The sequence below is a fragment of the Pseudonocardia wallangbongensis genome (genome assembly GCF_054486945.1).
The window spans coordinates 45,143-63,085 of record NZ_JBRERS010000017.1 but is presented as its reverse complement, the minus strand read 5'-3'; the positions used below and the strand labels follow the sequence as shown (position 1 = coordinate 63,085).

At 69.5% G+C, this 17,943-nt stretch carries 16 protein-coding genes; 12 read left to right on the top strand and 4 right to left on the bottom strand.

Features of this window, described 5'->3' with window-relative positions:
• Positions 1–463 precede the first annotated feature (463 nt).
• From ACU436_RS38015 to ACU436_RS37970, 10 genes are all read left to right on the top strand, one after another.
• On the top strand, positions 464–1,012 hold the full coding sequence (locus tag ACU436_RS38015) for a hypothetical protein (RefSeq protein ID WP_459031958.1): 549 nt from the start codon (positions 464–466) through the stop codon (positions 1,010–1,012).
• Positions 1,009–1,281: a hypothetical protein gene (locus ACU436_RS38010; RefSeq protein ID WP_459031957.1), complete on the top strand. Its 273-nt coding sequence runs from the start codon at positions 1,009–1,011 to the stop codon at positions 1,279–1,281. The genes ACU436_RS38015 and ACU436_RS38010 overlap by 4 nt, the downstream gene beginning before the upstream one ends.
• Positions 1,278–1,916 carry a hypothetical protein gene (locus ACU436_RS38005; RefSeq protein WP_459031956.1) on the top strand — a complete coding sequence of 213 codons (639 nt, stop codon included), beginning with the start codon at positions 1,278–1,280 and terminating at the stop codon, positions 1,914–1,916. The genes ACU436_RS38010 and ACU436_RS38005 overlap by 4 nt, the downstream gene beginning before the upstream one ends.
• Before the next feature lie 155 nt (positions 1,917–2,071).
• On the top strand, positions 2,072–3,019 hold the full coding sequence (locus tag ACU436_RS38000; protein ID WP_459031955.1) for a hypothetical protein: 948 nt from the start codon (positions 2,072–2,074) through the stop codon (positions 3,017–3,019).
• Entirely contained in the window at positions 3,016–4,503 is a 1,488-nt protein-coding gene (locus ACU436_RS37995; protein WP_459031954.1) for an SCO6880 family protein, read from the top strand. The genes ACU436_RS38000 and ACU436_RS37995 overlap by 4 nt, the downstream gene beginning before the upstream one ends.
• Positions 4,503–5,912, top strand: a complete 1,410-nt coding sequence (locus ACU436_RS37990; RefSeq protein ID WP_459031953.1) for a hypothetical protein — start codon at positions 4,503–4,505, stop codon at positions 5,910–5,912. The genes ACU436_RS37995 and ACU436_RS37990 overlap by 1 nt, the downstream gene beginning before the upstream one ends.
• Positions 5,909–7,723: a type IV secretory system conjugative DNA transfer family protein gene (locus ACU436_RS37985; RefSeq protein ID WP_459031952.1), complete on the top strand. Its 1,815-nt coding sequence runs from the start codon at positions 5,909–5,911 to the stop codon at positions 7,721–7,723. The genes ACU436_RS37990 and ACU436_RS37985 overlap by 4 nt, the downstream gene beginning before the upstream one ends.
• Positions 7,720–8,226, top strand: a complete 507-nt coding sequence (locus ACU436_RS37980) for a DUF4913 domain-containing protein (protein WP_459031951.1) — start codon at positions 7,720–7,722, stop codon at positions 8,224–8,226. The genes ACU436_RS37985 and ACU436_RS37980 overlap by 4 nt, the downstream gene beginning before the upstream one ends.
• Positions 8,227–8,276: 50 nt before the next feature.
• Positions 8,277–9,362, top strand: a complete 1,086-nt coding sequence (locus ACU436_RS37975; protein ID WP_459031950.1) for a lysozyme family protein — start codon at positions 8,277–8,279, stop codon at positions 9,360–9,362.
• A gap of 171 nt (positions 9,363–9,533) precedes the next feature.
• Positions 9,534–10,904 (top strand): trypsin-like serine peptidase, encoded by a 1,371-nt coding sequence (locus tag ACU436_RS37970; RefSeq protein ID WP_459031949.1) that lies wholly within the window; start codon positions 9,534–9,536, stop codon positions 10,902–10,904.
• A gap of 183 nt (positions 10,905–11,087) precedes the next feature.
• Here the strand turns inward: ACU436_RS37970 and ACU436_RS37965 are convergent, their stop codons facing one another.
• Positions 11,088–11,291 (bottom strand): DUF397 domain-containing protein, encoded by a 204-nt coding sequence (locus ACU436_RS37965; RefSeq protein WP_459031948.1) that lies wholly within the window; start codon positions 11,289–11,291, stop codon positions 11,088–11,090.
• On the bottom strand, positions 11,288–12,133 hold the full coding sequence (locus tag ACU436_RS37960; protein WP_459031947.1) for a helix-turn-helix domain-containing protein: 846 nt from the start codon (positions 12,131–12,133) through the stop codon (positions 11,288–11,290). Before ACU436_RS37960 ends, ACU436_RS37965 begins: the two co-directional genes overlap by 4 nt.
• A 1,132-nt stretch (positions 12,134–13,265) precedes the next feature.
• Here ACU436_RS37960 and ACU436_RS37955 point away from each other — a divergent pair.
• Entirely contained in the window at positions 13,266–13,571 is a 306-nt protein-coding gene (locus ACU436_RS37955; RefSeq protein WP_459031946.1) for a hypothetical protein, read from the top strand.
• An 811-nt stretch (positions 13,572–14,382) separates the two neighbouring features.
• Here the strand turns inward: ACU436_RS37955 and ACU436_RS37950 are convergent.
• Both ACU436_RS37950 and ACU436_RS37945 read right to left on the bottom strand, forming a co-directional pair.
• Positions 14,383–15,366, bottom strand: a complete 984-nt coding sequence (locus tag ACU436_RS37950; RefSeq protein ID WP_459032021.1) for an ArdC family protein — start codon at positions 15,364–15,366, stop codon at positions 14,383–14,385.
• Positions 15,367–15,368: 2 nt separating this feature from the next.
• Entirely contained in the window at positions 15,369–16,271 is a 903-nt protein-coding gene (locus ACU436_RS37945; protein ID WP_459031945.1) for a bifunctional DNA primase/polymerase, read from the bottom strand.
• A gap of 233 nt (positions 16,272–16,504) precedes the next feature.
• Here ACU436_RS37945 and ACU436_RS37940 point away from each other — a divergent pair, with 233 nt between their 5' ends.
• Positions 16,505–17,035, top strand: coding sequence for a hypothetical protein (locus ACU436_RS37940; protein WP_459031944.1), 531 nt, complete (start codon positions 16,505–16,507; stop codon positions 17,033–17,035).
• The last annotated feature ends 908 nt before the right edge of the window (positions 17,036–17,943 follow it).

The window sequence follows — 17,943 nt, the reverse complement described above, 5'->3', positions numbered from 1 at the left end:
AAGAGATGTCGATCAAAGGTTGAGACCTGCCATCACCGAGGGCGATCCAACTCGACGGCGAGCACCGAGGAACGGGCGAAAGAAGTACGCGCCTTCCTGGCGAAGCGGCGGCTGCACTGGAAGAGCCGCTGCGCAGCTACTCTCGAAGTCAATGGCCAGACCGGCCCGAAGTCAAGCAGCATTCGCAATATGAACACCTGCATTGCGCAGGTGCGCTACGTTTCTGTGTCCAATTGTCAACGGCCGCTTCCTCGTCGATTCGTTTCCCATGCCTCCGTCAAGCAGGCGCTGAAACGTGCGGAGAACGGGTGTCGATCCACGCCCCCGAGCGTTGGACCGCAGTGACGACCTCTGTGGTCACGACGTGGTCTTCGGCGCTGCTTGACCGACCACGGGCCCACCACCGCGTGACCACGTCCGCTCGTCATCGTCCTGCACCGAATTCCGGGTGCGAGGAGCGGACATGTCCAGTACCGGCGGGCGACCGGCAGCTCCCCAGCGCGATGCGCGGCGGGCCAGGGTCGCCGGCGTCGCTGGTGGTGTCGGCGCGACCACGGTGGCGCGGGCAATCGCGGGCGTGGACCGCGGGGTCTTCACCGGTAAGCCGGTGGATGTCCTGGTCTGCCGCGCGACTGGGGACTCAATCCTGCGCGCCTCGCGGGCCATCCAGGTTCTCGCTGCCAGCGAGCTCCGGCCGGTTGTAGCGGTCACCGGTGCCGACGTGTCCGGCCGCAGCCGGCCGGTCGCGGCCCGGCTGAGGCTGCTGGAGCCCCACGCCGCCGCGGTGGTGGTGCTGCCCTTCGTGCGGCGGTGGCGAGAGCTGGCGGTGCCACTCGATGACGTCCGCGACCTGCTCACCCGGCCGCTGACCGAACTCCCCCGCCCGCTGCGCCGCTACGCCATCGCGGCCCGCGAGCTACGCGCCGCGCTCGGTGCCCCGCGCCCACCCGCCGCCATCCGGCAGGCCGTGCCGCAATCGCGACCCGTCCCCATGATCGGGAGGAACGCATGATGATCACGCCATACGCCGCGCCGCCGGACCCCCCTCCGTCTCCCCCACCGGGCCTGGCCGAGCTCGCGTCCCAACTGCTCGGCTGGCTCAAGTGGGGTGTGCTCTTCTCTGGATTGGTCGGCATCCTGGTCTGCGCCCTGATGCTGATCATCGGCAGACGCAACCGGTCAGCCACGGCTTACGAGGGCCTGGTCGGGTCGGCGTGGGTGCTGGGCGGGCTGGGGTTGGCGTCGGTCGCGGCGCTCATCGTCGGGGCGTTCCAGCTATGAGTGCCCCGATTTCAGGCTGGGCGGCGTGGCGGCGCAACCTTGCCATCGCCGCAGCAATGACGGTGTCGATGCTGTTGATCGGCACGGTTGGTTACCTCACGGCGGACCGGCCCGCACCGGCGCCGGCTTCACCGCGAGTGGCGATCGAGTTGGTTCCCGGCGGCGTTGCGGCGGTGTCGGACACGCACGGGCCGCGGGTCCGTCGCGACGGGCGGAGCATCGGGTTCGCGCGCGATGAGCTGGGCGCGGCGATCGCGGCCAGCAACCTCACCGCCCGCGTTTCCCCGGTCGCTGGCGCGATCGCCGAGGCAACGGTCTCAGAACAGTGTTTTGGCGATACCCCGGCCACACTGGCCCGGCTGCGTTTGACGCTGCCGGTCTCGGATTCGCCCTCCCGGGCAGCGCTGCAACCGCGGGCACTGTACTACCGGGTTCTCGCCGGCGACCCACGCGGCGGCGCCGTCGTCGTGTCGCTGCTGGCCGAGACTCCCCAGGCCCGGGACCTGGGAGGGCTCTCTCGCGTCGACGCCACGTTGCGGTGGATCGATGGCGACTGGCGGCTCCGTGTGCCACTACCACGGCCATCGATCCACCCCACTGCCGCCGGCTACACACTTCTCGGGCGGACGGCGTGATCGCGCAGCCACCGCAGGAGTGCGGGACGTTCGACCTGGGTTGTCAGGCTGGGCAGGCGATCTCCTCGACGTTCCAGGCGCTCGTCACCGAGGTCGCCCGCGGCGCCGCCGACCTGGTCGTCACCACCTCCACGTGGTGGGCGGAAACCGACAGCGTGAACCCCGCGGACTCGGCCGTGCTTGCTGCGCAGGACGTGACCGCGCCGCTGGTCGCGACGATCCTCGTCGGCTCGATTCTGGTGCAGGCCATCCGGATGATCGTGAGCCGCAAGGGCGAGCCCTTGGTCATGGTGGTGACCGGGCTGTTCCGGTTCGCCGTCGTGTCCGCGCTGGGAATCACGATCCTACAGTCGGCGCTGCGTGCCGGGGACGCGCTGGCCCAGCAGTTGCTTGATGGCGCGGCGAACAACTTCGCGCTGCTGATGCGTGACGCGCTGACCTCCAGCACCGCGAGTGCGTTCGTCATCCTGCTGGTCGCGGTCGTCTCCGCGGTGCTGTCGCTGGTGCAGTGGGTGCTGATGGCGATGCGGCAGGCCGGGCTGCTGGTGCTGGCCGCGATGCTGCCGCTGGCCGCGTCCGGCTCGCTGACCCGCTCCACCCGCGGCTGGCTGGCCCGGCTGATCGTGTGGCTGATCGCGATCGTCGCCTACAAGCCGGGCGCCGCTTTCATCTACTACATCGGCTTCTCCTACCTGTCGACGACCAGTTCGAACGCACCGGGCAACATCAGCACCTTGATCACCGGCCTGATGGTGCTGGTGCTGGCCGTGATCGCGATGCCGGTGATGCTGAAGTTCTTCTCCTGGACCGGTACGCAGATCGGCGGCGCCTCCAACGGCGGATCCGGGTTCCTCGGCGCGGTCGGCGCGGTCACGATGGCCCGCAGCTACGGACAGTCCCCCGCCGTGCGACGCGCGGCGGCGATGGAGGCCACCGGTCCCGGCTCGGTGGCCACTCACGCGTCGCCGCAGCCGGCCGGGGCGGCCACCGTCGTCGGGCGGGCCGGCGCAGCAGGACTCGCGGTTGCCGCCGGCACGGCCGCAGCCCGTGGTGCTTCTGACCGGATGACCGGCGCGCCCCCGCAAGGTGGGGGGCCGGCATGAACAGCCGGGAGACCCGGCCGGTGGAGCCGCGACTCTACGGCAACTGGCGGGCCGAACGCGGGTGGGGCGTCGCGGGGCTCAGCTCCGCGGCAACGATCACCGTGTTCGTCGCGATCCTCGTCCCACTGCTGGCGGCGTCGATCGCCCCGACGGCTGCGCTGCCGTTGGCGGCGGCCGCGGCGGTCGTGGTGGCGGGTGTGGTCGTGCGCATCGGCGGGGTCAGTCTCGCCGACGTCCTCGTGCGACGGGCCAGGTTCACCCGGGCCCGGGCAGCCGGATGGACCGAACTGTCCGCGGGAGTGCTCACCGAACATCCACGCGCCGCCGACCTGCCCGGAGTGCTCGCCCCACTCCTCCCCCTCGACGTGGACGACGGCCGTGGCGGCCGGCACGCTCTGCTGTGGAACCGCCGGACCGGGACACTCTCCGCGGTCCTGCGGTGCTCCCCCATCGGCCTGGATCTCGCAGACCGAGATCAGACCGACGCCTGGGTCGCATCCTGGGGCGCGTTCCTGGCCGACCTCGGCTACCAGCCGCTGGTACGGCACGTCGCGGTCACCGTCGACACAGTCCCGGCCGGCGGGACGACAGTGCCCGATCACGTCGCCCGCGAGCTCGACCCTGCTGCTCCCCCACTGGCCAAGCGGGTGCTCGACGAGCTGGTTCGGGCGACCCCGGCCACCTGCGCCGCAGTCGACGTCCGCCTCACCGTGTGCCTAGACCCGAACCGTGCCACCCCGAAGCCCGCCGACCTGTTCGCGGCCATCATCGAAGTCGGGCGGTGGCTCCCCGGGCTGGATTTCACGCTCGGCACGTGCGGCGTCGCCGTGCTCGGTCGCGCCGCGGTCGGGTGGCTCACCGGGCGGATCCGCGCCGCGTTCGACCCGGCCGTCCACGGCGACGTCACCGCTGCCGGGGAAGCCGCGCAGCTGCTGGCATGGGCCGACGCCGGCCCTGTCGCCGCCATCGAGCGGTGGGACCACTACCGTCACGACAGCGGCCTCTCCGTGAGCTGGGCGCTTCGCGAGGCTCCACGCCAAGCGGTCGGCCCCACCGTGCTCGCCCCGCTCCTCGCCCCGGGCCCGTTCCGACGCCGCGTCACCTGGCTCTACCAGCCCTACCCGGCCGACCAGGCCGCAGCGAAGGTCGAGGCCGAAGTCACGGGTGGCCAGATCCGCCGCGCCTGGGCGACCCGCACTCGCCGCGACGAAACCCAGCGGGAACGCGACGATCGCGACCGCGCAGTGCAGTCCGCGCGCGAGGAAGCCGAAGGCGCCGGCGTCGGTCAGATCACCGCGTACATCACCACCACCGTCCAGCACGACGCCGACCTCGACGCCGCGGTCGCCGACGTCGAGCAACGCGCAGGCCAGGCGAAGCTGCGGCTACGCCGGTTGCGCGGCTCGCAGGCCGCCGGGTTCGCCGCCGCACTCGGCGTCGGCATCGACCCGGTCGACCTCCTCGCACACCGAGGAGCGCGCTGATGCACGCCCGACCCCTACCACGAGCCTGGGGGTGGGCAGTTCGCGGCGGCGGACGCGCCGGCCACGTCGAGGCAGGCGCCGGGTTCTCGGGTACGACCAGCCAGCTGTGCGGGCTGTTCCCGTTCGCCGTGTCCGCCGGAACCGATGTCCGCGGCGTTCCGCTCGGTCGTCACCTGCACACCGCCGAACCGATCGGGCTCGACCCGGCCCACTGGCTGCGCACCGGCCTGGTGTCCAACACCGGGATCTGGGTGCAGGGACAGCCCGGTATCGGCAAGTCATCGATCACCAAGCGGATGCTCACCGGGTTGATCGGCTTCGGCATGCGCGCCGTCATTCCCGGTGATGTTAAGGGCGAGTACAGCCCGCTCGTCACCGCCCTTGGCGGCACGGTCTGGCGGATCGGGCGCGGTCTGCACAGCCTCAACCCACTCGACGACGGCCCGCTCCACGCCGAGCTCACCCGCGCAACCGGCAGCCACCGGCTCCGGCTTGCCGAAACCGTCCGCGCCCGCCGACTGTCGCTGGTCGAGGCCCTCATCACGATCGTCCGACGTGCCGACGTCACCCCGACCGAACGTCGCTTGCTCGGAACCGCACTCGATCTCGCCGCCGAAGCCACCGACGACCCGGTCGTGCCCGACGTGCTGCGCATCCTCGCCGAAGGTCCGGACCCGATGCGACGGATCGCAGCCTGTCGTGGCGCCTCCGACTACGCCTGGCTCACCCGCGACCTCTCCAACACCCTCGGGCTGCTCTGCGAAGGCGCCATCCGCGGGCTGTTCGACCGTCCGTCCACAGTGCGCGCCGACGCCACGACCCCCGCGCTCTCGCTCGACATCAGCGCCCTCGACCACGACGAGGACGACGTCGTCGCCGCCGCGATGCTCTGTTCCTGGGCCTGGTCAGCCGGCGTGGTCGATGCTGCGAACACCGCCTCGCGCAACGTCGTGCTCGTCCAGGACGAGCTGTGGCGCGCCCTGCGGGTCGCACCAGGACTGGTCGAACGCTCCGACCGCATCACCCGCCTCGGCCGCCACCGCGGCGTGGTCTCGTTCCAGATCACCCACTCGCTCGACGACCTCGAAGCCCTTCCCAGCGAGTCCGACCGGGCCAAGGCCCGCGGGCTGGTGTCCCGCAACGCGATCCTGCTACTCGGCGGCCTCGCGGAGACCGAGCTGGACGGACTCGCCCGCATCACCTCGCTGACCGAAGGCGAACGGGCGCTGATCGCTTCCTGGGCCGCGCCGTCGACCTGGCACACCGGCCGGGCGCACCCGGGAAGGGGCAAGTACCTGATCAAGTCCGGCCAGCGAATCGGACTACCGGTCGCACTGACCCTCACTCCGACCGAAGCCGCCCTCTACGACACCGACCGTGCCTTCCACCGGCGAGGGCAGCGGCGATGACCGGCCTGCCTGGCGCACTCGTCCGAGATGCGGCTGCACCGCTAATGCTTCTCGGCGCCATGGGCGGCGTCGGCCTGCTGTCCGTCGACGTGTGGATCGCCGCCGGCACTGCAGCCCTGGTCAGCACCGGGAGCTGGGCGCCGCCACCGCTCGGGTTCCAGCTCCCGTTCGTCCTCGCCTCCGGCGCCCTCCCTGCGCCGGCCAGCGCGCCGGCCTTCTGGACCGTGCTGGCGGCACTCATCGTCGCGGAGGGCGGCGCCGCCACGACCGTGATCGTGCTGCGACGCCGATCCGTCCGGCACGAACCGCTCCTGCGACCTCGCGAGCTCGGCGACCTCGCTGGCCGCGAGGCGGAGCTGAAGGCACGCGACCTTCGCCCGAAGCTGCAACGCGCGGACGCGGTGCCCGCGGCTCAACTCGGGATCCGACTGCTGCGCGTCGGTGGCCGGGATGTGCAAATGTCGTGGGAGGACGTCGCCCTCGTCATCATGGGCCCACGGGCGAACAAGACGAGCGCGATCGCGGTCCCCTCGGTCCTGTCAGCGCCCGGCCTGGCAATCGCCACGTCGAACAAGGCCGACCTGTGGGCACTCACGTCAAGGATGCGCTCCCGGGGTGGCCCGGTATGGACGTTCGACCCGCAGGAGATCGTCTATTGCCCCCAGACCTGGTGGTGGGACCCGCTGCGTTCGATCCGCGATGCGCCCGAAGCCGCCCGGCTCGAAGCCGCTACGCGGCTCGCAGGCCATTTCATGCAGACCATCGGCGGGACGCGCCGCGACCCGTTCTTCCACGCGGCCGGCGAGCAGGTCCTCACCGGCACCTTCCTCGCCGCAGCCCTGACCAGCGGCACAATGCGCGACGCTCTGTACTGGCTGCAGATCGGCCGCCGCGACGCGGTCAACGCCCTCGACCGCGCCGGGGCCGGTCTCGAGGCCGCCGACCTCGAGGCCAGCCTCTCCGGCGCCGAGGTCACGACCAAGGGGATCTTCCAGACCGCGCGCACGGCGACGAAGGCACTGACCTCCGAACGCATCCTGCGCTGGATCACCCCAACCGAAACCTGGCGCGATCCCGGTGGGCCCGAGATCATCGAACTCGACCCGTGGCAGATCCTCGCCACCGCCGAGCGCACACCGACCACCCTGCACCTGCTCTCCAAGGAAGGTGCTGGAACCGCCGCACCGGTCGTCGCCGCGCTCGTCGACCGCATGCTCGAGGTCGCCGAACTGCTCGCGCAGGCCCGAGGTGGACGCGTCGACCCGCCCGTGGTCGCCGTCCTGGACGAGGCCGCCAACATCTGCCCGATCCGCCAGCTCCCGCAGCTCTACAGCCATTTCGGCTCCCGCGGGATACAGGTCATGACCATGCTGCAGAGCTACCAGCAGGGCGTCGGCGTGTGGGGCGTGCAAGGTATGGACGCCTTGTGGTCGGCAGCCACGCTCAAGCTGGTCGGGGCCGGGGTCGACGATCACGCGTTCCTGCAGAAGCTGTCGGGCCTCATCGGCGAGCACGATGTCGAGAAGCAGTCGATCAGCCTGAGCCGCTCCGGCGGCCCGTCGCGCCAGTACTCAACCGCCCGCCAGCCGATCCTGTCCGCAGCCGCCCTGCGCGCAATGCCGAAGACCCACGCGGTCCTGCTTGCTACCGGACGCACGGCTGGCCTCGGCGAACTGCTGCCTTGGTATCGCGAGCAGGACGCCGGCCACATCAGCTCCTATGCCGACAGCGCGCTGCATGAGCTCCGCGCGGCCGCCTCCGCAGCCCTCGGCCCGCATCACCCCGTCATCTCGCCGCAGGAGGAGCCGTGACCGACGACGTCGCAAGGGCGCTCACCGAACTCCTCGCCAGGGTCGACGCCCTCGAGGCGTGGCGCGCACACCAGAGCGACCTGCTCGACGACCTCATCAACGGTGATACCGATCTCCGCCACGATCTGCAACCTGCGGCCGACGGCGCCACGGACACCGCGCCAGACCAACTGGACGATCGGACCCTGATCGATTGGGTACACCGCAGCGTCGCAGGCGTCATCGCCCGCCCAATGCGCGGCGAGCTGAAATGGTGTCCCGTCTGGTGGGAGCACCCGGAAGCCGTCTTCCGCTTCGGGGCGTTGCACCGCGCCTGGACCGAACTGGCCGCCGAGCCCGGCGTCGCGCTCTCGCTCTGGATCCGCGACCACCTCGACCCCTGCCTCCGCGAACTGCTCAGCCCACTCGGTCCGTTCGCCGACTGCAGCCACAACGAGCGATACCGCACCCTCAACGAACACGCTCCGCTGCCGACGCTGCCGACTACTGACCCGTCGCCATGAGCTGGGCAGCTCGAACGGCGATCGCCGGTGGCGGAGGCCTCGTCGCACTCATGGTCGCGCCGATCCTGGTGGTCGGGCTGTTGATCGGCGGGGTCGCCGATGGGCAGGCCGACGGCGCGACGATCGACACCTCCCGGCTCTCCCCAGACGCTGCGCGCCTGCTGCCAGCGCTCGAAGGAATCCTGGCCAGCGAGTGCCCGGAGCTCCCGCTGCCGTTCGCCGCGGCGCACATCCAGGTCGAGTCAAGCTGGAAACCACACGCCTTCAACCCCGATGGCCGCGCGGCAGGGCTCTACCAGTTTCGGGAGGCCACATGGATCTCCGCAGGAGGGAAACCCTGGTCTGCCGACCCTCCTCCGGCAGACGCCGACGTGTTCGACGCGGTTCGACACCTCGAGGTCGCACTGCCCTGGCTATGCACGAACCTGCGCCGCATCCGCGCCCACCTGGCCGACACCGGCAAACCCACCGACCCGCTCGACGCCCTCCTCGTCTGCCACATCGCCGGTTGCACTCGCGTGACCGGCTCGGCGACCGGGATGCCGAGCACAGGCGAAGCGGATTGCGACTCTGCCTGCGCCGACACCATCACGAGGTACGTCACCACGGTGCGAACCCAGGCACAGCGCCTCACGGCCGAACCCGTCCCCGCCTCCCTCGAGGGCCTCCCCACACCCACCGCGTTCTCCGGCAACTCAGCTGGATGTACCGAACCGGATCCCAGCAGCAGCGGCTGCCTGACTCCGGCCGCCGAGCACGCCCTCGACGAGATCCTGCGTGCCTTCGGTACTCCCGGACCCGATGCACCCATCCGCTCCTTCACCTGCTGGGACGAACACGCCTGGAACCCGTCCAGCGACCACGGCCACGGCCGCGCTTGCGACTTCTTCCCGGCGCAACCCGGCGCCTTTCCCGCGGAATCGGACGTGACGGACGGCTGGCGACTGGCCAACTGGCTGCGGGCTCATGCTGACCCGCTTCGGGTTCGCTACATCATCTGGCAAGGCCGCATCTGGTCACCCACTACCCCAGACAACGACGGCTGGGGACGCCGCTACTCGGGCGGCGGAATCTACGACGTCCACGACGCAACGGGAGGCCACTACGACCACATTCATTTCAGTGTGACCTCGTAGGAGTGAGACCCGGTCACCGAGACACAGCGACCATCAGTGTGCGCCATTCGGGTGAACATCTCCCAAACGGCCACGAGGATCGACCAGCCGTGCCGAGATATCGATGATCGGAAGGCGCCCCTTCCAAGATCGATCCCCGCCGCGCAGCCAAAGAATCGAGAGGAGCACGGAATGAACGATAACAACGACGGGCCTTACGTCGCCGCCGCCGACGACGGCCCCAACCTGCCGTCGCACCATCGCGAGCCCGACGAGGAACTCGACATGAGCACCACATCGACTCCGCTAGCGTCGACGCGCTGGCTGCGTAGGCTGGCGCTGCCACTCGCAATCGCCTGCTCCGCCACGACGTTGTTCGTGCCGTCGGCGGCAGCGGAGCCGCCCCCTCTGCCGAGCGCACCGCAGCCGGCCACACCCAATTCCGTCGAAGAAGCCCAACGGTCGATCGTCGGAGTGATCACTCTCTGGCGGGAACGGGAAGATCCGTTCGCCTGGATGATGCCCGAACCAGCCGATCCTGCCGCGGAAGAAGAGATGCCGGTCATGTCACTGTGCACCGGCTTCTTCGACACTCCGTCGACGATCGTCACCGCAGGCCACTGCGTCGATCCGGCGGAGGGTCGACTTGCCCTCGACCAGCAGGACCTGCAGTTCGACCCCGGAACCGGGATGCCGATTCCCCCACCGCCGAACCGGCCCGAGCCTGTGCGCACAGTTCTGGTGTTCCAACCCCGGGAACTCCAAGGGCGCGTCATCGATGCACCGACCGAAGTTCGCGTGCACAGCTTCCGCCCCGCCGAGGAAGGCGACACCGCCAAACTCGAACTCCACGGCAAACCACCCGGACAACCGTTGCCGATCGCAGCCGACGAGCCGGCCCTCGGGGACGGCGTGACGTCCATCGGTTTCCCGGGCTTCAACGTCGGGCAGACCGACGGCATCGACCTCGACGCCCTGCTCAGCGGCGGCAACCCCGCAAAGACACTGGAGGACTCCCGCCTGCAACCCGTCAGCTCGTCCGGCACCATCACTGCACGGCAGTACCAGAACGGTTCGGCAGTGTTCCAAACGAATGCCGACCTCGCGCCAGGGACATCCGGCGGACCGGCTCTCACCTCACGTGGTGAAGTGGTAGGGGTGAACTCCCAAATGAGCATCCCGTTCTTCACCCAGAACTTCAACATCATCACTAATACGGGGATGCTGCGCGAGTTCCTCGGCCAGGAGGAGCCACATTCCGCCGCCGCTTCGGCAGCGGCGCAGCCCCCGGCGAGTCCGAGCTCCGCACCGGCTCCACTCGCACGTCAGGAGACCCCGCTGCTCAGTGGTCTACCCACCAGCTGGTTCATCTCGCTCCCGATCATCGGCGCCGCCATCCTCGGCGGACTCCTGATGTGGTTGCACATGCGCCGCAAGATCCGGTCCGTCGCGTCCGGCCCTAGCCACGGGGCCGAGCCGGGGAGTCCATGCTCCGACCTCTCGTCCGACGCAGCCGGGCGTCACGCCACGGACGACCGCGCGACCGAACCGTCGTCGGCGTGATCCTCCACGTGGTGATCCTCAAGGCTCAGATGCAGCGACTACACGCGGTGGCGAAGACGCCGTTGTTGTGAGCCAGGTTTCGGTGGACTGCGGGTGAGGTCAGCGTCTGATGATCGACCTAGCTGCACGCAGCGAGATCGAGGAATACAAACGGAGCGCCGCGACCAGCCGCGGCGGCCCAGCTCACTCGAACTCGCGATCCTTCACGCCGAGGATGAACGCCTGCCACTCACCAGCGGCGAACCGGAGGATCGGCCCCCGGCCGTGGTCCTTCGAGTCGCGCACGGCTCGGCTGCCGTCGGGCAGGTCGGCCACCTCCACGCATGCTCCGCCATTCTCGTTGCTGTAGCTGGACTTCCGCCAGGCCACTCCCGCCAGGTCGATCATCGGAGCTCACCTATTGCTTCCTTGAGCATGTCTGCCGTGCTCGGAGCGTCAAGCGCGGCGTCACAAAGCCTATCGAACACCTGTACGTACGCGGTCACCTGCGAGTCGCGGTCGACGTAGTCGGCGCTCCACAGGTCTTCCAGGTAGACGACCTCGGTGCCGGGTGGGTCGGGCAACCGCAGGATGTGGAACGACGTGCCCATCGAGGGGTGCGGTCTGGCGGCGAACGGGATGATCCGCACGGAGGCCGTCGGCAGCTCCGCCATGGCGACCAGGTGCTCCAACTGCTCCAGCATCACCTTTCGACCGAAGCCGGCCAGGCGCCGAATGACGGCCTCACCCATCACGACCCACAGGCGTGGCGGGTTGTCACCGGTGAGTCGGGCCTGCCGCTCACGTCGGATCGCGACGAGCCGCTCCACCTCGGCAGGGTCGCGCGTCGGGTCGCCCGCCTCCGTCATGGCACGGATGTACGCCTCCGTCTGGAGCAGACCTGGCACGAGCCCGACCTCGAACTGCTTGATCTCGACCGCCTCGGCTTCGAAACCGACGAAGGCGCGCACCCAGTCCGGCACTCGGTGCGTCGACCGCTTCCGGGCCTCGCGGGCGACGTCCAGGATGCGGACGGCCTCATCCGATTCGAGAGAAACGTTGTAGAGCGCCAGGAGGCTCTTCACATCCCCGAGCGAGATCGTCATCTTGCCGTTCTCGATCTTGGAGATGGTGGAGGCGTCGCGCCCGAGGTCTTCCGCCGCGGCGTCGCGGAGGAGGCCGGCATGCTCCCGCAGCCGCTTCAGCTCGCGCCCGAGTTGGAGACGGCGCACGGTCGGTCCCTGTGCCACGTGCGGATTCTGGCATGGCCGTAGGTCCACCGAGGAAGCTGGGAGCGCCCTCTAGTAAGTCGCCCGTGCCGGTTGTATTCTGCCGATTATGGGTTCCTGCTCATCGCCCGTGCGGAGAGAATCTAGCCGGTTGGTCAATGTCGTCCCGGTCACGGACCGCGACGGCCAGCAGCACTTCGTCCCGGACTACGCGCTCGTGGAGTGGCGGGACACGGGCATGTACCCCACGTGCTGCGGCTCGTGGGTTATCGCTGCGTCCATGGCCGAGCCGGAGCGAACGAGCTGCTACCTGTGCATGCCGAGGCGAGCGAAATGACCATTCCTGGCCGCGACGAATCCGGTGCTGACACGAGCGCTGCCCCAGTCGTTCTCACACGCTCCGTGGGGACGCCGCGCGCCTCGCCGGACATCTCCATCCTTACCTACTGCCCTCGGCACAGGCTGATCGTCAAGGGAAGCGACCGGTGAGCTTCGCCTGGGGCCCGGCGCTTCAGACCGTGCCCGTGGTGGTGACCGTCCACGGACACAGCGGTCGCGCGCTCACCACCTACTTCCCAGAGCTCACGATCGGCGATACGCGAACGATCAGCGTGCCGCGCGATGCCGCCGCGGTCACGCTATCCCGTCCTGCCAGGACCCGGGTCGAACTCGCTCGGCACCGGAACGCACACCGCGTCCATCGCGTGTCACGCAGGCCGTCATGGCGGGACGAGAGCTCCGACTGGATGTTCCTGCGATGGTGGTGCGCGATCGTCCGCGGGCGCCGTGCGATCCGTCGTCTGCGGCACGAGAGGCAAGGCCGATGATGGATTCCTCCGCACCGAGCGCCGCAGCAGTCGCCCTCGCGCCCATGGTGCGCGTCTGGAGCGAACTCCTGGCCGCACACGTTCCTGACCGAGAGGGGCGGTGTTCCACCTGCCGGTGGCAGACGCGCTCGGCAGATCCATGGCCCTGCGGGCTGTACCTCCTGGCCGACGCGGCACGCCGGGTGGCCGAGCGAAAGCCGGTGGATCCCAAGCTGTAGCCGGCATGGAAAGTCGGGCCGTGCGACGCGGCACCGCGCCCCCGCGCCGCGCTTGCGAATGTTCCCATTCGGCCACGAAACTCCGGGCACAGCTGTAACCATCTGGGCATGGTCGATTCCCTCATCGCGACGCCCGCCGCCCGCAGGGCCATCATCCGAGAGCGACAACGGGACCTCTATGGCGCGCCGCTCCGCACACTTGTTCAAGGACTGACCGAGGACTATGGCATCAGCCAGGCTCGGCTCGCGGACACCATCGGGATCAGTCCGCCGATGCTCAGCCAGCTCGTCTCGGCAGATCGGATCAAGATCGGCAATCCCGTTGCGCATACCCGGTTGATGATCCTCGACGAACGCCGCAACCTGGCCCGGACGACCACAGACCGCTGCAAAAGTCGACGCGATCCTCGATGACGTGGTGCGAGTCCAGCAACCGTGGCCGCACCACAGACACAAGGGCGGCAGAGGGAGCGGCCGATCGACAACGGAACTCCTGCATGCCGTCGCCGGCCCCGACCAGCTCAGGGCAGCAGCCGCCGTACTCGAAGGCGACTTTCCGAGCCTGGCAGCGGTGCTCCGAGATGCCGCCGGCACTCCCACTTGACCGCCGGCCTACCAAGGTGGTCGTGGTGGCGCCGATAGGAAGAGGATTAGAATGCGTCCCGACCGCACCGCTCGCACATAGCCCACCAACGCCACGAGCCATACGCCAGCAAAGGCGGCGAACAACCAAGCCCAGAGCGAGCCTGTATCTCGGCGGCGTTCGTCGCCGGAACGCGTTTCGAGGTGTGAGGGCCGCGGACCCCATCGGCCGGCGAGGGCCGCCCGATCGATTGTCGCGGACCGCGGACGAAGCACGCCCTCGTCCTCAGCGAAGTGATAGACGGTCCCGTACACCGCGTCGAACCGCGGTCCGTTCGATCGCCAGGCGGAGCGCTGGAGGACCTCGAGTGCCTCCGCGGCGGGCAACAGTGCGTCACCGTCGCTGCGATGGCACTCCAGAGCGCTGATGGACAGCACAGTGCGGTCCGCACCGTGCTGGTACTCGACGGCGACCGACTTGCAGCCGTCCCACTCCGCTCTGGAGACCGCATCAGGCGCAGTCGCGCAGCCGGCTGAGAGCAGAAGCACGCCGACGACGAGGGCAGGGATCACGGCGGGAGGGTGTCGGACCAGCGTTGTACGCACACCACTTTGCGGCATTCGGGTGTGGACAACCCCGAAGCTACGCCGTGGCGGTGGGACCAGGCGGCGCAGGCATCGCTGCCGAACGCTGCGGATCACGCTCGTCCTGCAACGACCGGCGCGAGGCTGGTACGCGGCGTGCTACCGCGGCGTCCTCGGCGAGGCGCTCGATGTCGGCCAGCATGCCTGCAGCCACCTTGTGGACGGTCTCGGCGGCTTTGCCGATCACCTCGGGGTCGCCGCGGCTCCAGCCGGCGACGTAGGGCACCGCGAGTGAGGTGGTATCGATGCCGCACGCGGTGAGGACGACATGCGCAGCCGACTCTGCCTCCGTCTCGCGTTGAGCTCGGCCTATCGGACGGTGCTCGTGGTCGGCACGGATGTGCGCCAGCTCGTGCGCCAGTATCGCCGTGGCCCGAGCGTCGTCGATGTCGGGGCGAACCGATACGACACGGCCGCGGTGATCCGTCCAGCCCTGCACGTCTCCCAACTCCGGCAACCGCAGCAGCCCGTAACCGTGCCCTGCGACGAGGCGCGCGAGCGGTCCCCATAGACGCCCAGCGTCGGGCGCCTGAAGGATGCCGGGCGCGTGCAGCGTCAGTAGGGGCTGACCGGTTGTCTGGGCGATGTCGAACACGTGTGCGACCCGCACGCCGACCATCCGTCGTCGGCCGGCTGGCGTCGGCTCGTCCTCTCGCCCGTCCTGCTCGGAGTCACGACGAGTGACCGGCGCAAGGACCGCGAAGCCGCGCTCGCCTGCCCGCACCGATCGACCGAGCCGGCGCCAGGTTGTGTATCCAGCGACCTGCGTGAGCATTACGCCGCGCTCCTGCGCCTGCATCCACAGCAGCAGCATGTTGCGTGGGCTGTAGCTGTGGAACGCGGCCGCCGTACGCAACATCGTCGTCCACTGTTCGCTGGTGGTGAGGTTCTGGACGGCGGTGGTGAGCTTCGCGTTCAGCGCGTCGACGCGAGCGGCTCGCTCGGCCGCGGACCGGGATGGCGACCGGGGTCGGTTCGGCATGGTCACGATGACGGTCCGTCGCGTCGCAGGCCGGGTCTGTGAGAGGTGGGGATTGGGGCTCGCGACGCCCGGGTCAGACCCGACCGAATCGTCCGGTCGATCTCCGAAGCGCTGAAACCGGCGACCCTCAGGTGGCCCGCTGCCGCATCTCGCAGAACACGCCACGCCTCCGGTTCGGAGAGTCCGCCCTCGGCGACGAACGCGCCGAGCCTGGCTGACGCACGGAACAGTGTGTCGTTGCGGCTTCCAACGCCAGCCCGCACGACCCGCTCCACCTCGCCCCGCACCGCGGCCGCAACGTACGCCGACCGAACGCGGGCGCCGACGACCGATCCACCCCGTCCCGCGGTGGGTGTGCGCGGGCGGAGCCGATCGAGGAGCCAGCCGGGAAGCGGCTGCGGATCGGCTGCGGAGACCAGCCGGTACCGGCCCTTGTGGACGAAGGAGCCGGGGCCGACGACGTACCCGCCGGATGCACGGGTATCGATGTGCGGTCCGAGGAAGCCTGCTGTGTTCCGCAGCTCGAGCCCGTCTGGCAGCCGGAAGTACAGATGCTGTCCGCCGCTCGGTGTGTTCACGATCCGTGTGTCGGCCGGGATCTCTTCGCCGGCTTCGCGAGCGAGGTCAGCAAGTACCTGGCGACCGTGCGGCTCGCCGATGCGGGGCGGCGCATCGAGGTCTATGACGACGAGCCCGGATGGCCCGCCGGTCACGACGCCGATGTTGTACGGCCGATCTCGCCACCACTGGCGGAGCTGAGCGGGATCCCGCGTCGCGAGCGTCAGCCAGTCCTTCGAAAGCGCAGGCACCTTCCTACGCGGACTCAGCGGGAACACACGAGCTCCTCCGTTGGCGATTCGCAGGGCCATGTACAGGAGGTAGCGCTCACGCGCGGGAACAGGCATTGCGCCTCCGTCGGTCGAACCCGCGCGGGACTCTCCGCTCGAGTCGTGACGACCACGTGGTCGGAGAAGGAGCGGAGCAGTTTCACGAAAACGCCACGAACTCATCGGCCGTCTGGTAGGCCAGAGCGCATCGGCAAGGCCCCACTGGCAGAGCTCATAGCGCTGACCACGCGGCAACCACGGTGCGGCCACGCGCCACACCACCATCAGCCGCGGGCACTGGAGGTGATGGCGTGACTGCACGGAGATCGCTGGCGCTGCTCTGCGGCGCCGTGGCCGGTTCGCTTGCGGTGGTTGGCTGCAGCGAGCCTGTTGTGCCGCCGCCACCGACCCCGATTCCTCCGTCTCGATCGCTGCCGTCGCCGTATGACTCCGCGCTCGCGGCGTACCTCGAGTACTGGGAAGTCTCGGATGCCGCGCGGGCTGCTCCTGACGACCGGAGCTGGCGCCGGGATCTCGAAGCCGTGGCGCGTGGCCAGGCGCTCGAAACCGCGCTGACGGACGTCGAGAACTACGCGAGCATCCCCGCGCACACGGTGGGGACGATCAGGCGGTCCCCCGTGGTGGAGAACGGCACACCAGAACGCGTCACCGTGCTCGACTGCGTCGATATCGGCGAGTCGCGGTTGATTCGCGCGGACGGGACGGTCCTCGACGATCTCGAGAACCAGCCCCAACGCTTCCGGCTCCGGGCCCTGATCGTCCGGGTCGATGACCGCTGGCTCGTTGAGCAGACCTCACCGGATGCGGACGAGCCATGCTGATCGCGTCCCTGGCCGCATGCGGGTTGGCGGTACTGCCACTCCCGACTCCGCTCGTGCCATCGCAGCTACCGCCACCGGACACCGGCCGGTGCGCAGTGATCGACGGGGCGGGGCGCTGCCTCGTGGAAGCAGCTGACCCGGGTCGACCCGGCGGGCCACGTGCCGGCGAACGGGATACAGGAGGTCCGCGCGACCGTCGCTCGACTCCTCGCCAGGATCCGACACCGCCCTCGGACGAGAGCGGAGAGCCGGCACGAAAGCCAGAACCGCCTTCCTTCGGAGGCGTCCCGCTGCTGGCGGGCGGGCGCACGGGCAGCGCAGTACGCAACTTCGAGGAGATCCCGATTCCGGAAGATCTCGAGCCTGCCGGTTCGCCGGCAGTACTCGCTCAACGCGCGGTCCAGCTGCTGAACCTGGAGCCGCCCCAGCTTCAGATGTCCGTGTCCGAAGTCGCATACGTCGGCGTGCCGGTGTGGCTGTGGATCGAGCCCGGACCACAGGGATCGGGTCCTGTGTCGGCGACGGCGAGTGCCGGCACGTCGAGTGTCACGGCGACGGCCCGGCTCGCCGCGGTCGAATGGACACTCGGGCCTCCTGGTGCAGAGGTTCGGTGCCCCGGATCTGGCACGGCGTGGTCCGGTGAAGGCGGACCATCCCCGGATTGCGGCTATACGTACACGCTGCGCTCGCTTCCGGAGCGCACGGACGGCAACGGCCGCTGGCCGATCACGGCAACGGGAATCTGGGAGGTGGAGTGGGGCGGATTCTCTGCGGGGTCTCCCGTTGTCGGGACGGAGACGGTGCGCCTCACCACTGAGGAATCGGTCATCGTGGGCGAAGTCCAGGTGCTCGTGAGCGGAGCGGGCCAGTGATGCCGGCCGCGGGACCGGCCGCGGAGCAGGACGAGC